The organism is Suttonella indologenes, from assembly GCF_900460215.1.
Classification (GTDB): Bacteria; Pseudomonadota; Gammaproteobacteria; order Cardiobacteriales; family Cardiobacteriaceae; genus Suttonella; species Suttonella indologenes.
The window spans coordinates 1,277,240-1,295,205 of sequence record NZ_UHIA01000004.1; the positions used below are offsets into that span (position 1 = coordinate 1,277,240).

19 protein-coding genes and 2 pseudogenes are annotated in these 17,966 nt (G+C 47.3%); 12 read left to right on the forward strand and 9 right to left on the reverse strand.

Going from position 1 to position 17,966, the window contains the following annotated elements; genetic code table 11:
* Positions 1–363: 363 nt before the first annotated feature.
* The 10 genes and pseudogenes from rapZ to DYC63_RS10290 form a co-directional block, all read left to right on the forward strand.
* On the forward strand, positions 364–1,224 hold the full coding sequence (gene rapZ, locus DYC63_RS10245) for an RNase adapter RapZ (RefSeq protein ID WP_115219130.1): 861 nt from the start codon (positions 364–366) through the stop codon (positions 1,222–1,224).
* Positions 1,225–1,302: 78 nt separating this feature from the next.
* Positions 1,303–2,043 carry a septum site-determining protein MinC gene (gene minC, locus DYC63_RS10250; RefSeq protein ID WP_115219131.1) on the forward strand — a complete coding sequence of 247 codons (741 nt, stop codon included), beginning with the start codon at positions 1,303–1,305 and terminating at the stop codon, positions 2,041–2,043.
* Positions 2,044–2,075: 32 nt separating this feature from the next.
* A complete protein-coding gene (minD, locus tag DYC63_RS10255; RefSeq protein ID WP_115219132.1) occupies positions 2,076–2,891 on the forward strand; it encodes a septum site-determining protein MinD in 816 nt (271 codons plus the stop codon).
* Positions 2,892–2,894: 3 nt separating this feature from the next.
* Positions 2,895–3,203 carry a cell division topological specificity factor MinE gene (minE, locus tag DYC63_RS10260; protein ID WP_115219133.1) on the forward strand — a complete coding sequence of 103 codons (309 nt, stop codon included), beginning with the start codon at positions 2,895–2,897 and terminating at the stop codon, positions 3,201–3,203.
* Positions 3,203–3,595: an RNA-binding S4 domain-containing protein gene (locus tag DYC63_RS10265; RefSeq protein WP_115219134.1), complete on the forward strand. Its 393-nt coding sequence runs from the start codon at positions 3,203–3,205 to the stop codon at positions 3,593–3,595. The genes minE and DYC63_RS10265 overlap by 1 nt, the downstream gene beginning before the upstream one ends.
* Before the next feature lie 725 nt (positions 3,596–4,320).
* Complete coding sequence (locus tag DYC63_RS12720; protein ID WP_172459494.1) at positions 4,321–4,884, forward strand: hypothetical protein; 564 nt, start codon at positions 4,321–4,323, stop codon at positions 4,882–4,884.
* Entirely contained in the window at positions 4,875–5,477 is a 603-nt protein-coding gene (locus tag DYC63_RS12420) for a transferrin-binding protein-like solute binding protein (RefSeq protein WP_147284942.1), read from the forward strand. Before DYC63_RS12720 ends, DYC63_RS12420 begins: the two co-directional genes overlap by 10 nt.
* Before the next feature lie 259 nt (positions 5,478–5,736).
* On the forward strand, positions 5,737–7,158 hold the full coding sequence (locus DYC63_RS10280; RefSeq protein WP_115219135.1) for a surface lipoprotein assembly modifier: 1,422 nt from the start codon (positions 5,737–5,739) through the stop codon (positions 7,156–7,158).
* A 99-nt stretch (positions 7,159–7,257) separates the two neighbouring features.
* Positions 7,258–7,437, forward strand: a pseudogene (locus tag DYC63_RS10285) (FAD-dependent oxidoreductase); the annotation flags it as partial.
* 5 nt (positions 7,438–7,442) lie between these two features.
* Positions 7,443–7,553, forward strand: a pseudogene (locus DYC63_RS10290) (hypothetical protein); the annotation flags it as partial.
* 880 nt (positions 7,554–8,433) lie between these two features.
* On the opposite strand, the gene DYC63_RS10295 reads toward DYC63_RS10290, so the two are convergent.
* The 4 genes from DYC63_RS10295 to pyrE form a co-directional block, all read right to left on the reverse strand.
* A complete protein-coding gene (locus DYC63_RS10295; protein WP_115219136.1) occupies positions 8,434–8,787 on the reverse strand; it encodes an ABC transporter in 354 nt (117 codons plus the stop codon).
* Positions 8,788–10,050 carry a transcription termination factor Rho gene (gene rho / locus DYC63_RS10300; protein WP_115219137.1) on the reverse strand — a complete coding sequence of 421 codons (1,263 nt, stop codon included), beginning with the start codon at positions 10,048–10,050 and terminating at the stop codon, positions 8,788–8,790.
* Between the two features lie 65 nt (positions 10,051–10,115).
* Positions 10,116–10,448 carry a thioredoxin gene (trxA, locus tag DYC63_RS10305; protein WP_115219138.1) on the reverse strand — a complete coding sequence of 111 codons (333 nt, stop codon included), beginning with the start codon at positions 10,446–10,448 and terminating at the stop codon, positions 10,116–10,118.
* A 107-nt stretch (positions 10,449–10,555) separates the two neighbouring features.
* Positions 10,556–11,212 (reverse strand): orotate phosphoribosyltransferase, encoded by a 657-nt coding sequence (gene pyrE / locus DYC63_RS10310; protein WP_172459515.1) that lies wholly within the window; start codon positions 11,210–11,212, stop codon positions 10,556–10,558.
* Between the two features lie 25 nt (positions 11,213–11,237).
* Between pyrE and DYC63_RS10315 the strand changes: the two genes are divergently transcribed.
* Entirely contained in the window at positions 11,238–12,014 is a 777-nt protein-coding gene (locus DYC63_RS10315) for an exodeoxyribonuclease III (protein WP_115219140.1), read from the forward strand.
* Positions 12,015–12,123: 109 nt separating this feature from the next.
* Here DYC63_RS10315 and pfkB read toward each other — a convergent pair whose 3' ends face one another.
* Genes pfkB through DYC63_RS10335 form a run of 4 tightly spaced genes read right to left on the reverse strand, consistent with a single transcriptional unit; the run spans position 12,124 to position 15,942 of the window.
* Complete coding sequence (gene pfkB, locus DYC63_RS10320; RefSeq protein WP_115219141.1) at positions 12,124–13,068, reverse strand: 1-phosphofructokinase; 945 nt, start codon at positions 13,066–13,068, stop codon at positions 12,124–12,126.
* 40 nt (positions 13,069–13,108) lie between these two features.
* Positions 13,109–13,861: an alpha/beta fold hydrolase gene (locus DYC63_RS10325; RefSeq protein ID WP_115219142.1), complete on the reverse strand. Its 753-nt coding sequence runs from the start codon at positions 13,859–13,861 to the stop codon at positions 13,109–13,111.
* Positions 13,858–15,528: a potassium channel family protein gene (locus DYC63_RS10330; protein ID WP_245888147.1), complete on the reverse strand. Its 1,671-nt coding sequence runs from the start codon at positions 15,526–15,528 to the stop codon at positions 13,858–13,860. Before DYC63_RS10330 ends, DYC63_RS10325 begins: the two co-directional genes overlap by 4 nt.
* A 42-nt stretch (positions 15,529–15,570) precedes the next feature.
* Positions 15,571–15,942, reverse strand: a complete 372-nt coding sequence (locus tag DYC63_RS10335; protein WP_115219144.1) for a DUF6394 family protein — start codon at positions 15,940–15,942, stop codon at positions 15,571–15,573.
* A gap of 214 nt (positions 15,943–16,156) precedes the next feature.
* On the opposite strand from DYC63_RS10335, the gene DYC63_RS10340 reads away from it, so the two are divergent.
* Positions 16,157–17,539: an alanine/glycine:cation symporter family protein gene (locus DYC63_RS10340; RefSeq protein ID WP_115219145.1), complete on the forward strand. Its 1,383-nt coding sequence runs from the start codon at positions 16,157–16,159 to the stop codon at positions 17,537–17,539.
* A 36-nt stretch (positions 17,540–17,575) separates the two neighbouring features.
* Here the strand turns inward: DYC63_RS10340 and DYC63_RS10345 are convergent, their stop codons facing one another.
* The gene (locus DYC63_RS10345; protein ID WP_115219146.1) at positions 17,576–17,860 is read right to left on the reverse strand and encodes a hypothetical protein; all 285 of its coding nucleotides are present in this window, start codon (positions 17,858–17,860) and stop codon (positions 17,576–17,578) included.
* Positions 17,861–17,966 lie beyond the last annotated feature (106 nt).

Below are 17,966 nucleotides of genomic sequence, written 5' to 3' on the forward strand. Positions count from 1 at the left end.
CAAAATTTCCTTACTGCTTGAAACCCCTCCCTTTAGGGAGGATAATCTTGTGGGAGAGGGGTAACCTCTTCCAATTCAGGGCAACACACAGAGCGACGCTTTATGTGTCGCTCTGTGTGTTGAAACAAACATCAAGCCGCCCACGCGATTAAGCAATCGGCAGCGGAGGCTATAGTGTCTTCAGATTAAAATGAGACAATAAAAATTTTCAAAATATTGAAAAATATTACAATATTTTCTTTAAGGCGTATCATTTTAATCTGAAGAGACTATATAATCGAAAGCATCGAAGTTTTCGGATAACATCATAACAATTAGGACGAGGCTTAATGCACGTCCCAATGTTGCCACACGGAGAAAAAAATGTTAATTGTGACAGGCTTGGCGGGTGCGGGAAAATCATTTGTCCTCAATACCTTGGAAGATATCGGCTACTATTGCGTGGATAATTTGCCCACCCTGCTGCTGGAGCCTTTTCTACGCGATTTTGCCAGCCGGCATCATCAGCCGGTAGCAGTCGCCCTAGATGCGCGCAACCCCCAAGGAATTGTCAATCTTGCCGCACAACTCAAGCAATTCAAACGCGATTATCCCCTGCAAATTCTCTTTTTAACCGCGGATAATCAAACCCTTGTCCGCCGCTACAATGAAAGCCGCCGCCCTCACCCTTTGCATACCGGCAATCAGGCGAAAAGCAATGTGCTGACGGCGATCGAAGAAGAAAAACGCCTCTTGGGCGAGCTGAATAATCTGGCGGATATTATCGTCGATACCAGCACCTACAATACCGCGCAATTGCGCGAAAAAATCATCCGCCTGCTGTCCACGCAAGCACCGCAATTGATGCTGACCATCCAATCTTTCGGCTTCAAACACGGCATTCCCAGCAATGCGGATTTTATTTTTGACGTACGATTTTTGCCTAATCCGCATTGGGAAGCCGATATCCGCCCCTTCAGCGGCACGCAGCAGCCCATCATCGACTGGCTCGATGCCCAGCCGCAGCCGCAGCAATTCATCGCCAATACCGCCGCCTATTTGCAGAACTGGCTGCCGCAATTCGTACAAAATCAAAACCGCGCCTATCTCAATATCTGCATCGGCTGCACCGGCGGACAGCATCGCAGCGTCTATGTTGCCGAAGGCATCGGCAAAACTCTGCAAGCGGATTTTCCCAGTTTGCAAATCGAACACCGCGATATGCGCGAATATCAGGCGCTCTAGCAGCGGTATTCCTTGAGTAAAGCCCCGCCGCAAGCTATCATGCGCGCATCGAAGCCCTTATGAATTAAAGACAGAACAATGCCCAGTTTAGAATCCAAATCTTACAGCGCAAATATCACCTTAATGTATTTAGACAGTACCGATTTCAGCCGCATTGCCGCCGTTCTTGAAGAAAAGCTCGCGCATGCGCCGCCGGATTTTTTTACCGCCATGCCGATTGTAGCGGATTGCAGCCGCATCAATGAGGGCGAAATGCGCGACCTTGCACAATTAAAACAAGTATTTAATCAACACAAACTCAGTTTGGTCGGCATCAGCGGTACTTCGCTGGAAGAAGCGGAAATTGCTGCGCAAGGACTGGCAAAATTTGAAATCAATGACATTCGCGCAGCGGCAAAACCTCAGCCCAATGCCGAAAAAAGTCCCAAGCCCCAAACTATCGCAGCCGCCCTTCCCCCTTCTGCTGCGGCAATCGCGCCGCCGCTTGCCGCGCAAAATAAAATCCTGCGCGGCAATGTTCGTTCCGGACAACGGGTGTACGCACAAGGCGGCGATTTGACCGTCATCGGCACAGTCGGAGCAGGTGCGGAAGTCATCGCCGACGGCAACGTCTATATCTTGGGCAGTCTGCGCGGTCGTGCCTTTGCCGGTGCGCAAGGCAATGACGAAGCCCATATTTTCGCCAATGATTTCGATGCGGAAATCGTCTCGATTGCCGGCAGCTATCAAAACTTCGAGCAATTAGACCCCTATCGCGGCGGCAAAAATTGTCTGGTCACGCTCAATAAAGATGAAACCATGTTGATTGTGTCGCTATAATGCGCCGCTTTACTGAATAAGAGAGAAAAAATATGTCAAAAGTAATCGTTATTACCTCTGGAAAAGGCGGCGTGGGCAAAACCACCACCAGCGCCAGCATCGCTACCGGACTCGCCTTGAAAGGACATAAAACCGTCGTCATCGATTTTGACGTCGGTCTGCGCAATTTGGACTTGATTATGGGCGTTGAACGCCGCGTAGTCTATGATTTCGTCAACGTCATTCAAAACGAAGCCAATTTAAGCCAAGCCCTGATTAAAGATAAAAGCGTCAGCGATTTATACATCCTCGCCGCCTCGCAAACCCGCGACAAAGACGCCCTGACCTTCGACGGCGTGGCAAAAGTCATCGAAGAACTCAAAAGCATGGGCTTTGAATACATCATCTGCGACAGCCCCGCCGGCATCGAACACGGCGCATTGATGGCGCTCTACTATGCCGACGAAGCCATCATCACCACCAATCCGGAAGTCTCGTCCGTGCGCGATTCCGACCGCATTTTAGGCATATTGCAAAGCAAATCGCACCGCAGCGAATTGGGGCAGGAACCGGTTAAAGAACATCTGGTCATCACACGCTACAACCCCGAGCGCGTCGAAATCGGCGAAATGCTCTCCGTTGAAGACATCATCGACATCCTGAAAGTCAAACTGCTGGGCGTGATTCCTGAAAGCAAAGCCGTACTCAATGCCTCCAACAGCGGCACGCCGGTCATTCTCGCCAGTGAAGACGCGGCAGGACAAGCCTATTCCGATTTAGTCGAACGTCTTTTAGGCAATGACAAATTGCCGCACCGCTTTTTAGAAGCTCCGAAAAAAGGCTTTTTCTCCAAAATCTTCGGGAGCTAAAGCATGGGATTTTTAGATATTTTCAAAAAGCAAAGCAATACCGCGCAAATTGCGAAGGAACGCTTGCAAATCATCGTGGCGCATCAACGCGACGGACGCATTTCCGCCCCTAACGAACAGCCGCTGTTCATGGAAGAAATGAAGCGCGAAATCTTGGAAGTGGTGCGCAAATACATTCACATCGAGCCGCAAGATATTGAAACCAATATCGAACGCGACGGCGAAGCGGAAGCACTGGTGCTCAACATCAACCTGCCCGACAAGCAGCAGCAAAAACGCGGCAATGACAGCCCTGCCGCGCAAGAATCTTAATGCAAGAAAGCCCGCATTGCCGCATCGACCAATGGCTCGTTGCGGCACGCTTTTTCAAAACCCGCCAATTAGCCGTCAGTGCGATTAAAAACGGACGCATCTTAGTCGCAGGTGCGCGCTGCAAACCCGCGCGCCTGCTACAAATCGGCGACATCATCGACATTCACAAATCCCCGACGCAGGAATACACCGTGCGCGTACTGGTATTGGAAACGCGCCGCCCTGCTGCCAAAATCGCCGCCACTTTCTATGAAGAAAGCGTAGAAAGCCAAGCAAAACGCGAAAAACTCGCCGCATTGCAGCAACAAGCGCGCGCTTTAGTCGAATACCCGCAGCAAAGACCGGATAAACGTGAACGCCGCCAATTGCGCGATATACATCGCCAATCTTAGTCGTCTATGCGGCTTTATTTCTAAGTATTATATTGTTTTTCACATCATAATCAATATGTTAACCCTGTAATATAGTACCTTAACTTCAAAATGAGACTTAGAGATACACATTTTGTCAGGAGAAGCGCTTAGAATAATCTCATTTTGAAGTTAAGAGACTATATTAGCTCGCATCACTGTAATTTCTGTGCCGTCTGCAACTCGCCGCCTTGTATAGTACCTTAACTTCAAAATGAGACTTAGGGATACACATTTTGTCAGGAGAAGCGTTAGAATAATCTCATTTTGAAGTTAAGAGACTATACTACTTTTCCACTTCTCCAGCGATAGGGGATAAAAATGTCAACTTTTCAGACAAAATGCCCTGTACTTTTAGCCTATAATGCAAGAAGAGACCTTCATCCCATTATTTATCTGGATCTGGATGAAACTAGACTTAAGTTATATCTAAGAGCCAGATATAGATACAGTTTGCAAAGATTTCAGACCATATCAAAATATAGATATATTTGAAAGGTAGCTGTAAAAATGTGTTGACTTTACAAAAGTCCAGAAGGTCTCAATTTCAAAACTTTATTTTTAATTCTATGGAGACATTATCATGCAGACAAAAGCACTTTTACTTTTAGTCTTATCAATAACTTTAGCCGCTTGTGGCAGTAGCAATAATAAAAGTAATTTAACAGATTCAAATATTTCAGGCTCAACCGGTAAAACCGGCAGCAATGCTGGCGGCAATACTGGCGGCAATACTGGCGGCAATACTGGCGGCAATACTGGCGGCAATACTGGCGGCAATACTGGCGGTAACACCGGCGGTAACACTGGCGGCAATACTAGCGGCAATACTGGCGGTAACACTGGTGGCAATACTGGCGGTAATACTGGCGGTAATACTGGCGGCAATGCTGGCGGCAATACTGGTGGTAACACTGGCGGCAATACTGGCGGTAACACTGGCGGTAACACTGGCGGTAACACTGGTGGTAACACTGGTGGTAACACTGGTGGTAACACTGGTGGTAACACTGGTGGTAACACTGGTGGTAACACTGGCGGTAACACTGGCGGCAATGCTGGCGGCAATGCTGGCGGTAACACCGGCAGCAATGCTGGTGGTAACACTGGCGGTAATACTGGCGGTAATACTGGCGGTAATACTGGCGGTAACACTGGCGGCAATGCTGGCGGTAACACTGGCGGTAACACTGGCGGTAACACTGGCGGTAATACTGGCGGTAATACTGGCGGTAATACTGCTAAATACGAAGGTCTGTTATTGGCAATAGATCCTTCCTCAGTAAATTCTTCTTCTCCTCTTAAATACATAAGTAATAAATTCACAAATGATACGCGTACAAGTATTATTGTTAATGGACAGACTATTTCTCTAGTTCCAGCAGCTGAATTTACTAAAAATTTCCCACAATCTTTTTCTTCTTTCGGCAAAGTTGAGTTATCAGACGGAACGCCTTACCTTTACAGTTTTGGCGAAATTACCTCGGATATGCCAACAGCAGGTAAAGCGAGATATGAGGGTAAATATTATGAAGCAGTATATAATTCAGCTGCTGAAGAGGGCGAGGGCTATGAACGATCAGGAAACTTCGCAGCACTTGTAGATTTTGCTAATAAATCGATTTTTGTAGGAATTGGAACTGAACATTTAGCACGTTCAATTAAAGCTAAAATTGAAGGCTCTAGCTTTACTGGCATTGACAGAGAAATCTTCGGCGGTGACATCGAAAGCGTAGAAGGTAGATTCTATGGTCCGCAAGCATCAGAAATTGGCGGTGTTTATCATGGTAAACATAAATATGTAAAAGACGGCCTTAACTTTATGGGCTCATTCGGTGGCACAAGAGGACACATAGAAGAGTAACAAGCAGCTTTTATCATTAAAGAAAGTGGATAAATCCGCTTTCTTTTTGTTTGGTATTTTTAAATTATATAGTCTCTTAACTTCAAAATGAGATTATTCTAAGCGCTTCTCCTGACAAAATGTGTATCTCTAAGTCTCATTTTGAAGTTAAGGTACTATATTTTTAAATTATACATGATAAATTAATTTATTCTTTATCAAAATCAATAAATTGAATAATCTCACAAATCTGTGTCTATATTTACCGCCAAGAGGTTTTATGTTTTTTCTAAGAATCTTTTCTCAAGCACTGATGCTTACTACAGTTTTTTTATCTACTTCCATATATTCGCAATCTGTTGAACCTCTTTCCCCAGATGAACGGCCAACTTTTCATCTCTCAAAAAATACGCTTGAATTATTGCAAGAGACAGAAGAGAAACAATCAACTGTAATACAAGAACAAAATATGACTTCTCAAGAATTGCTTGCCCAACCTGTATTGCTTACTCAAGCATTAAATTCCGCTATCACTTTACAAGATGAGTCTGCTTTGATATTGCTCCTGCCATTATATGCACAGCTTCCGAAAAAAGACGAAATGCTTTATAAGTATGGACAGGCAATGCTATTTTTTTTACAAGAAAATCCTAAAGAAGCGGTTCAATTATACGAAGAAATTTTAACCTCTTATCCTAATTCTTCCCCCCTTCGCTTTCAACTGGCTTTATCTCTTTTAGCAGACAAGAGATTAGCTGCTGCTAATGAGCAATTTACACAATTAAATAATGAAGAATTACCGCCAGAAATACGGCAAACAATAAAAAACCTGCAAGCAGGCATTGCTAAGCAACTAGAGTGGCAATTCAACTTTCATGCACATGGTTTGATGGAGCGTAATATCAATGGTAGTCCTGTGAAACAGCAAGTCGGCGCTTGGAAATTCGCACCGCCTGAAAAAGCTTATGGATTAGCTTATGGCTTATCGGCAGATAAACTCTGGGCACTAGATGGGCATTGGTATTTAGCCGTTTCTGCTTCCGCAAATGGTAAAACTTTTTGGCAAAAACATGAATACGATGATTTATTACTACGTAGCAGCATAGGTCTAATGTGGAAAAACAGCAAAAATGAATGGGGTATACTCCCTTTTCATGAGCGGAGATTTTATGGCAGCGACAGCTATTCCTATGGTAATGGTTTGCGCCTACAAGGAAATTGGCAGATTAACGAGCATTGGAAATGGTTCGCTAATTATGAAATTGCCGATAACCGTTTTTTTACGCGTAAACATTTAGATGGCATTAGCCAGCGCTTAGGAAATACCTTATTCTATCGTCCAGATATAAAACAATACTTTACCTTTGGTATAGACTTAGGTAAGGAGGCCGCTAAAGATAGAAGTAATGCTTATGACTATTATGGACTACGTTTAGGCTGGGGGAAAGAATGGCAGCAAGGTATTTCAAGTATGATACAAATACATGCTTTAAAAAAAGACTATGCAGAAAAAGACTTTATTCAAATTCAGCGTCAAGATGAGCGTTACGGATTAAATCTCAGTCTGTGGAAACGCGATTGGCATTGGCAAAATTTTATCCCGCGCCTAACTTATCAATGGAAACGGCAGCGCAGCAATCATTTTGCTTATGATCAAGCTGCTGAGCAGAATATATTTATTGAAATTAGCAAGGATTTTTAGCCAGATAACATTATGATTAATCAGCTTCTGAGATTAAATTAGTTATAATAACTTTTTTATTTTTAGGAGCGCATGATGACAGCATAAACCTTTGATTTAATTTGTATTGGCGACGGCAGCGTCGGCGTGGCGACGGCGAGACGTGCGGCGGAGTACGGAGCGAAAGTCGCTCTGATTGAAAAAGCACGCGTCGGCGGCACCTGCGTGAATGTGGGCTGCGTGCCTAAAAAACTCTTTTGGTATGCCGCCAATACTGCCGAGGCTTTGCATAATGCGCCGCTCTAATGCTGCAAGGCTTTGCGGTGGCAGTCAAAATGGAGGCTTGCAAAGCCGATTTTGACGATACGGTCGCCATTCATCCGACCAGCGCGGAAGAATTGGTGACGCTGCGCTAAAAAACGCTAATTGAGCAATTTTCCCAAATCATCAAGCGGCAAGTACGAAGCAATTCTGTACTTGATAGTCGGAGAAGTGAAAAAGTATAGTTGATTCATGACAAATATGAACATTATATTTTTAACCTTAGCTTAGGCGTTTATGCCAGAAAGTACTCGCATGACAAATTGTGTTGGGCATAAGTGCTTAAGCTACTAATTTATAGAGGAAGTCGTATTCTTGAATCCGACAAATTTATATTTTAAGTAATGTCGGATACAAGTATCCGACCTACCCGATTGAAAAATGATTAATTTTGCCATGAATTGACTATAGTCGAAGAAATGGAAAAGTGACACAAGGTGGCAAGTTGCAGGCAATACAGAGAGTACGGTAAAGTGAGTTGAAGCTGTAACTTTTTTTAAATTCTTTAACTATATCCTCGCGACCGCGATATTCTTACGCAATTTTTTCTTGCTCCGCCGATACGAGAACCGTACGCAGCTGAATCTCTTGCGCTTCTTGGGCATAGACGGAGGAAATGGCAGCGGCTAATGCCGCGCTTTATAAAGGCAAGGCTTTTGGAAACATGATTAAGTCCTTATAAAAAAGGCAAAAACAGAAAAAGATGACAATATATAGTCAATTCAGCTCAAATAAAGACACAGTTTTTATATGTTAGCCCGCACAATAGTAAAGCTTGATATTTTTAGGTGTGCAACTTTGTCATGAATTGACTATAAATAAAAAAATTATAATGAAACCGCTTCTCAAAATCAAAAGCATCTATGCCAAAAATTTTAAACCTTTGAAATACAATATCTTCAATTGCCGAAAACTATAGTCGTTTAAAATAGAAATAGGGGCTGAGAGATTAGCTCCAAAATAAAAATAAGGGCTTCAGCCCCTATTTTTTTTGCGCACTCGTTTGCGGTAATTATGCAAAATCGTGCCGATTTCCAATAGGGCAGCACCTAAGCAGAACCATGCGCCCCACCACGGGCTGTGCCATAGCCAAATAATGCCGCCGAAAAACAAATACACCGGCGCCATTAAGGCTAAGGCTTGATAGGCGCGCAAATCACGCTTGATGGCGCGGGGTGTGAATAATAAGAGCGGCAATAAGGTCATTGCCGCGCCTAAGGCGCGTTGGAATACAGTGCCGTTGCTGCAATACGCCGCCAAAGCAAAACCGCCTAGCAGGATTGCTAAGGCGGTAAGGGTTAAGACATAGCCGATGCCTTGTCGCTTCACTTATTTGCCGTTTTTCATGGAATCGAAGAATTCTTTGTTGGTTTTGGTATTTTTCATGCGTTCCAATAAGAATTCAATCGCTTGTAGCTCATCCATCGGATGCAAGATTTTGCGCAAAATCCAAATTTTCTGCAAGATATCGGGGTCAATCATCAATTCTTCGCGGCGCGTGCCTGATGGGTTGATGTCAATCGCCGGGAAGATGCGTTTTTCCGCAATGCGGCGGCTGAGATGGATTTCCATATTGCCGGTGCCTTTGAATTCTTCATAGATGACTTCGTCCATTTTGGATCCGGTATCAATCAAGGCGGTAGCGATAATGGTCAGCGAGCCGGCTTCTTCGGTATTGCGCGCCGCGCCGAAGAAACGTTTGGGGCGTTGCAGGGCATTGGCATCCACGCCGCCGGTCAGAATTTTGCCTGAAGCAGGCGCGACGGTGTTATAGGCGCGGGCAAGGCGCGTGATGGAGTCGCAGAGAATCACGACGTCGTGTTTATGCTCGACCAGTCGTTTGGCTTTTTCGATTACCATTTCCGCCACTTGTACATGGCGCTGCGCCGGTTCGTCAAAGGTTGAAGAAACGACTTCGCCTTTAACGCTACGCTCCATTTCGGTCACTTCTTCGGGACGCTCGTCAATCAGCAAGACAATCAGATAGACTTCCGGATGGTTGATATTGATGGATTGCGCAATATTTTGCAGCATCACGGTTTTGCCCGCCTTGGGCGGCGAAACGATGAGTCCGCGCTGTCCTTTGCCGATCGGGGCAATCATGTCAATCATGCGCGCGGTAATGTCTTCGCTGCTGCCGTTGCCTAATTCCAAGCGCAATTGTTCTTCGGCATGCAGGGGCGTGAGATTTTCAAATAAGATTTTATGTTTTGCCGCCGAGCGCGGGTCGAAATTGATGGTATCAATCTTGGTCAGGGCAAAATAGCGTTCATTGTCTTTAGGGGGGCGCAATTTGCCGGTCACAGTGTCGCCGGTGCGCAAATTGCAGCGGCGGATAATGCTGGGCGAGACGTATAAATCATCAGCGCCTGCCTGATAGGAATTGATGGCGGAACGCAGAAAGCCGTAACCATCGGGCAGCAGTTCCAATACGCCGTCACCTTCGATTTCTTCGCCGTTTTTGGCTTGTTCTTTTAAGATAGCAAAAATAAGGTCTTGCTTACGTTTGCGTGCGATGTCCTCAAGTCCGATTTGTTCCGCAAGCTCTAAAATGACCTGCGGCGATTTTTTCTTTAAATCGCTTAAATTCATAGAGTGTAATTGTGTTACTTAGAGAATAAAAGGTTTGCCTGCGCTGACGGCAGGCAAGAGATAAATTAGCCTAAATGCGGCTGCACGAATTCTACTAACTCGCTTTTGCCTCGCGCAGACAAGCCGATATGGGTATCTACTAATTGTCCGTTTTTAAATAGCAGCAAGGTTGGGATAGAACGGATGCCGTATTGCACGGAAATCTCGTTATTATCGTCAACATTAATCTTGGCAATTGCCAATTTGCCGGCGTATTCCTGTGCCATTTCTTCTAAAATCGGCGCAACTGCACGGCAAGGTCCGCACCAAGGCGCCCAAAAATCGACTAATACCGGCACGTCTGATTCTAAGACTTGCGCCTTAAAATCGGCCTTATTGACTTCAATAGGTTTTGACATAAATTTCTCCGATGGATTCCGCCGAGGCGGATAAAAAGATAGCGGCTAGCGCATAAAAGAAAGTCGCGCGAGTATATGCTGCTTTGGACGAAATAGCAAGTAAGCGCTTAAGCGCCATAGGCTTGCCGGTAAGCCTCTAAATCCGCCAAGCAGGAGCAGTATTCTTCCTTATCCTGCACAAAACGGAGCAAATCGCTCAAGCCGACGATGGCACGCGTATGCAAATTCCGTTCTTGCCGAATATGTTCCAAAGCCGATAAATCGCTGTCGCCGATTTTTTCCTGCCTGTCCAAAGCGACCACCAAAGCTATGGGTTCTGCGCCCTGCGCTGTTAAGAGCTGCAAGGAAGCGCGCACCGCCGTACCGGCAGTTAGCACGTCATCAAGAATCAATACTTTTTTCCCGCGTACATCACTGCCCACCAACATACCGCCTTCGCCATGCGCTTTTTCTTCTTTGCGATTAAAAGCCCAAGGCAGATGGATACCCTCTTGCAGCGATAAGACCGTCGCCACCGCCGCTACTAAGGGAATGCCCTTATATGCCGGCCCGAAGAGCAAATCCACCTTTAGTCCTTCTGATAAGATTTGCTTAATCACGGCAGCATAGGCCTGCGCCATTACCGCCAATGATTGCCCGTCGGCAAAAGCGCCCGCATTGAAAAAATACGGGCTTTTGCGTCCGGATTTCAAAGTAAATTCGCCGAATTTCAGCGCATTGACCGCAAGCGCGGTTTCCAAGAAACGATTTTGATATACTGCCAACATTTTTCGCAACCTCTATTTACTTATGTTTAAAATCATTACCCTTAATGCCAACGGCATTCGCGCTGCAGAAAGAAAAGGCTTTTTCCAATGGCTTGAACAGCAAAACGCCGATGCCGTCTGCATACAAGAAACCAAAGCGCAGCAAAGCCAATTGGAAGGCAATCCCGTTTTTTTTCCCTTTGACTATAACTACTATCATGATGCCGAGAAAAAGGGCTACAGCGGCACCGCATTGTATCTGAAACACAAACCCGATGAAGTAAAAACCGGTATCGGCTGGGAAGAAGTGGATTGCGAAGGACGCTATTTGGAAGCCCGCTACGGCGATTTGCACATTATTTCCCTGTATATGCATTCCGGCACTTCCGGCGAAGAGCGCCAAGCGAAAAAAGATGCTTTCATGATCAAATTCCGCCCCTATTTAGATGATTTGGCGGCGGATAATCATCGCGTGATTCTTTGCGGCGACATCAATATCGCGCATATGGAACGCGATATCCGCAACTGGAAAGGAAATTTGAAAAATAGCGGCTTTTTGCCGCATGAACGCCAATGGCTGAGCGATCTCTTCGCTCTGAACTACAAAGATGCTTTCCGCCTGATTAACCAAGAAGAATTGCAATATACCTGGTGGAGCCAGCGCAGCCGCGCACGCGAGAAAAACGTCGGTTGGCGGATTGATTATCACATTATTACCAATAATCTCGCCGATCAGGTCATTGATGCCGAAATTTATATCGGAGAAGTTTTTTCCGACCATGCCCCGGTCGTGATTACTTATCAGGATTTGCTGAAATAAAAAAGCGGTCAACTTATTGACCGCTTAAAAACGAATACGCTTTAATTCTTCTGCCGTAGGCAAAAACACAAAAGCCATCGCAAATAAATCCCGATGGCTTTTTAAATGCTTAAGGCAATTGCGAAATCATTACGCGCTTCATCAAACGCTCAATGACTTCAGGTTCCGGCAAGGCCACGCCCATGTGCTGAATATTCGCTGCGCTATAGGCGGTTGAAGTGCGCGCGATGGTTTCAAGGTCTTGTCCTAAAGCCAAACCGCGCACCACGCCGGCGACCATCGCATCGCCCGCACCTACCGTACTCATGACTTTGACGCGCGGCGGCGCGGCATGAATGGCCTGATCTTTGCGTACGAACCAAGCGCCGTGGCTGCCCATGGAAATCACTGCCAACTCCACGCCTTGGTCAAGGAATTTTCTCGCTTGCTCAACGATATGCGCATCGTCTTCCAATTCGTGTCCGCATAATTCTTCCAATTCGTGAATATTGGGCTTAACCACATGCGGCAATACCTCCGCCTGCATCACCTCAGTCAGGGCTTTACCGCTGGTATCTACCACCACATAGCGGCATTTGTCGCGATATTTTGCCACAAGTTGGGCGTAATATTGCGCAGGTACGCCGGGCGGTAAACTGCCGCCCATAACCAATACGCTGTCGCCGTCTATGGTTTTTTCCAGATAATCTTCAAGTTTTTGAACCGCTTCTGCGGGAATTTCCAATCCCGGCAAATTAATATCGGTGGTTTCGCCGTTATTGTCGTCAATGATTTTGATGCAGCGGCGGGTATCGCCGGGGATACGGATAAATTCGTCTTTTACGCCGTGTTCTTCAAATGCTTCCGTAAAAGTACCGTCATTATGATCGCCCATCCAGCCGGTGACAATTACGTCTTTTTCGCCGGCATCGCCCAAATTGATAGCAACTGAGATCCCTTTGCCGCCGGCGGTTTTATCCAAACGTTCGCCGCGGCTGACTTCCCCGCGCTGCCAATTCGGCGCGTGTACCGTCAAATCAATCGCCGGATTCGCGGTTACTGTAACAAATTTCATAGGTTCTCCTTACATTAAGTAACAATAAATTTTTAGCATTTTAGCTGCTTTTATCTTCGCGTGCGAGAAATCTTATAATCTCTTCGGCAAAGGCTTCGCTGCGCCATGTATTGCTGGCGGTGATGTGGCTGGCAAAAGGCATAACCCATAATCCGCAATTCGGAATCACGCGGTATAAATCCAAAGCATCTGCCAAAGGCGAGACCGGATCGCGGTCGCCGGTGATAATCAGCACCGATTTGTCCAAACGTGCAAAATCTTCCAAGCGGTGGCTATGTTCGCTATGTGCCGGATTCAGCGCTTCGGAGACGCGCTCAATCACGCGCCGCCAAGCCTCAACGCCGCCTTGCGGCTCATGCAGCTTGGACAGCCATGCCTGCAATCCGAAGCGTTGCCAATAGGCGGGATCTGCCATGAGGCGGGTTTGCTCGTAAGTACCGCCAGTTTTTTGATAGGAAATACGATAAAAAATCGCTTTTTCCACCCGCTCGGGATAATGCAAACTCAGATACATTGCCGTTGCCGCCCCCATAGACGAACCGCAGATATGGGCGCTGGCAATGCCTTCGGCGTCTAACATGGCAATTACGGCGGCGGCTAATTTGCCGATGCTGAGTTGATCATCCGGTAATAAGGTTTTGCCGTGTCCCGGCAAATCCGGTACCAGCAGGCGATAACGTTTGGAAAGGGCGGCGATTTGCGGCTGCCATTCTTCGCCCGCCATGCCGCCGCTATGCAGCAATACAAGGCTTTGCGCGCCGCTGCCGTAGGTTTGGTAATAAGGAATCATCATTCAAATTTCTTCAAGAGGTAATTAAGCAGATAGGAATTGACTTTCTCGCGATTATGCAGCGTCCAATATAGGGCGCCGCTATCAAAGCAGTTACGGCTGATGCGTGTGGCGACTTCCGACTGATGATAAAGCAGCAGTACTTGGTCGCCGACTTGTAAATTGGTCGCCGTTTTTGGCAGCAGGATTTCTTTGCCTTCACGCAGCAGTAACAGAGGCAATGCCTGATTCAAGGTCTTGCTGTCATTGGCCAAAGTCCATAAGGATTGCATACGCAGCAAATGTCCGCTTTTGAGATGTTCAATCACGGTAGGGGCATGTTTTTCGGTAATCCGCAGCAGATATTGGTTAGGATTATGATCACCGGCAATATCATCAATCCGCTGCATGAGGTAGCGCCCCCATTCTTCGCTTTGATGCCGCACCAAGCGGATAAAGCGGCTGAGCATCGGGCGCGCCAAATAAGGAAAAATTTCGCTGACTAATAAATCGGCTTCTTCCATAACTTGGTCGAAGCCCGCCATTTCAAACAAACGCGCATTGCTGCTTTCGTTCTGCCTGCCCACCACAAAGAGCGAGGGCTGCATTTGCTTCGCCGTCATAGCAATCGAGAGATTATCGGGATCGTTTTCAAGTCCCGCCACAATCGCTTGGGCACGGTCAATCCGCGCTTCGCGCAAGGTTACCGCTTCCGTACCTTTGCCCTTGATTTGCGTTTTCAGCAAACTGCCCTGTGCTTCGCGGTTAATCACCACCGTATCAATGCCTTCATATTCCAAAAAGCGGACTAAGGTTCTGCCCAATGCGCCGTAGCCGCAGATAATCCATGTACCTGTAGGCGGTCGCGGCGGCGCTTCATACACATTATTCGGCGTGCCGTTCAAGCGGCTGAGCAAATTGGCAATCGAAGGACGGCGCAAACCGACGGTAAGGCGGTTGGCAAAGACTTGGCTAGTATTAATCACAAAATCCGTATCGAAAGAATGCGCATTGGCGCTGGCTTGACGCGACATCGTGCGGCAAATGATTTTAAAGCGGTTGCGGTCGGAAGAAAGCAGCCTTGCCGATAAAGCGACTTTGATATTGACTTCCTCATTATCGGTAATCGCCAAAACGGCACGGCAATAAGGCGAGCGGATTCCTGCCCGCGTCAGCAATTCCACATCGGCGGCATTGCCTTTCAGCGCCAATACATTGTGCAAAGCCGGATCCAGCGCCATGCGGTTAATGCGATCGGCATCGATATCCACCACCACGCAGACGTAATTTTGCGCCTGCAAACGATGCACCAAACGTTTGCCCGCCTCGCCGAAGCCGCAGATAATCACAAAGCGGCTGTGCAATTTGCTTACGCGCTGAGCAAAGCGGTTTTCCCTTAGGGCATCTTGGAAAGTTTGATCGCCCAATAAAGCGATGATTTTCCCTGCGGCATAGAGCCAAGCGGGAACGGTGTAATAAATACTAAACGCCGCCCAAATCCGCTGCCACTGCGAAAAAGCGACCGGCACTTCGCCGTAGCCGATGGTGGTGGCGGTATAGCTAACCCAATAAAAAGCTTGGAAAATACTCAGGCGGTTCATCTCGCCGTTTTCATCGACCATAGGCATCAGCGCCATGCCCAATACCGCCACGGCATAGCTCAGCAGCAGCACCAAAATCGGGCGCCGCATACGTTGCAAAAATAGATAAATAACCTCGTTCACGACACAGCCTTAGCGGCGCAGACTGGCTGCCTCAATTACCATCAGGGTAACGGAAATCACATTCGCTACCAAAGCTCCGACTGCAAAAGAAACAATCGTCGCCATGCCGTTACCGTCCAACGGACCCGAACTGAAGGTCCAGACCAAAACCGCAAGAAACAATTGCACGTCCGCCACCAAACTGGTCGCCAAGAGCAAAGAGCCCAGATGCGTGCGGTCGCCGAATTTGATAATCGTGCAAACCAAACTCACCAGAAAAGCAAAGAACAATTCAAATTTATGATGATGATCCGGATTGCCGATATCGCCGTAAACAAAACCGAAATTCAGCGTCAATGCCAATAAAATGAAAAAACTAAACCACAAACGCTCGCTACGCATATTTTTCTCCCATCATGCCGCAGGCAAAGGCTGCAAACAGTAGCACAAAATCCGACGGCTGTCAGAATCGACAGCTGATTCCACAATAAATTAATACTTGTCAAACCTGCTTCGCTATGTTGCAATAAATTCATTCGTTTGACATACACATTTTATGCTATAGCAATAATTTTACCCAAACGAATACAAAAAACCTTCACCACAGGAGTTTATGATGGAAATCATCGAATCTTTTTTCAAAGCATTCAACGGTTGGGTCTGGGGCTTGGCAATGTTGGTCTTACTGGTCGGCACCGGCGTCGTGCTCACCGTCATGCTGCGCGGTCTGCAATTTAGCATGCTCGCCTACGCCCTCAAGCAAGCCTTTAAGCCGCACGATAAAAAAGCTGACGGCAGCGAACACGAAGGCGACGTCTCGCATTTTGCCGCCCTTATGACCGCCCTTTCCGCCACCATCGGCACGGGAAATATCGTCGGCGTAGCGACCGCTATCGTCATGGGCGGTCCCGGTGCCGTATTTTGGATGTGGCTGTCGGCAATTTTCGGCATGGCGACCAAATACGGCGAAGGCGTTTTGGCGGTGAAATACCGCATCGCCAACAGCAAAGGCGAAATGTCGGGCGGCCCGATGTATTACATCGAACGCGGACTCGGCAGCCATTGGAAATGGCTGGCGCTGCTATTTGCCTTTTTCGGCACCGTCGCCTCCTTCGGCATCGGCAGTTCCGTGCAATCCAATTCGGTAGCGGAAGCCATTTTCAACAGCTTCGACATCCCGACATGGATGAGCGGCATTGCGCTGACCGTATTGACTGCCGTCGTCATCTTGGGCGGCATCCAAGGCATTGCCAAAGCCAGTTCCTTTATCGTGCCCTTCATGGCATTGTTTTATGTGCTCGGCGGTTTAATTATTATCTTTACGCACATGGATTTAGTAATGCCTGCTCTGTCGCTGATTCTCTCCGATGCCTTCACAGGGCAGGCGGTAGCCGGCGGGGCAATCGGCACCGTCATCCGCTACGGCGTGGCGCGCGGCTTGTTCTCCAATGAGGCCGGCTTGGGTTCGGCGCCGATTGCCGCTGCCGCCGCCAAAACCGACCACCCTGTGCGCCAAGCATTGGTCTCGATGACCGGCACCTTCTTAGACACCATTGTCGTCTGCTCGATTACCGGCATCGTACTCGTCATGGGCAATCTGGCGCTCAATGACATGAACTATCTCAGCCCCACTTTGAAAGGCGCGGCATTAACCGCCCATAATTTTGATTTGCTGCTGCACGGCATCGGCGGTTGGATTGTGACTATCGGGCTGATTTTCTTTGCCTACTCCACCATTCTCGGCTGGTGTTATTACGGCGAAAAATGCGCCGCCTACGTTTTCGGAGAAACATTTATTCCCGTTTATCGCCTTATTTATGTGGCAAGCGTCATGGCAGGCACCGTCGTCAAACTCGATTTAATCTGGCTGATTGCCGACACCTTCAACGGACTGATGGCGATTCCCAACCTCGTCGCCCTACTCTTACTTTCCGGCGTGATTGTGAAAGAAACGCGCGACTTCAAGCAAAAACGCCAAAGCGGCGAACTGCCCGATTAATCTTCAAGAAAAAAGGCGGCTCCTGCCGCCTTTCTCTTATTGTCCCAACATCTCCAAGGGCAACATAATCTTGCCGCAGTCATTGGTCTCGCCCACGCGGATTTTGCGCAAATAGCATTCGCGAATCTCCGCTCCTGCCCGCAAAGCGGCAAAATTCTCCTGCATCTTGCGCAGGGCGTAATTCGGCTTATAACCCACCGAAAGCACGACGGTTTTTCCTTCCGCGGTTTTCATCTGCCCGAGATACAAATACTCCCCCAAGACAAAATTTCCCGCATCAATCTGAGTCATTTCATCAACAAAATTAAGATATTCGCTCATTTTCGCTCTTCTCCTAAAAAGAAAGCGATTATCCGCCCTAGCAAAAAGAGGGTCAAGGCGATTTCTTCATCTCCTTATTTCCCATCATAAAAAACACATTCCGTTT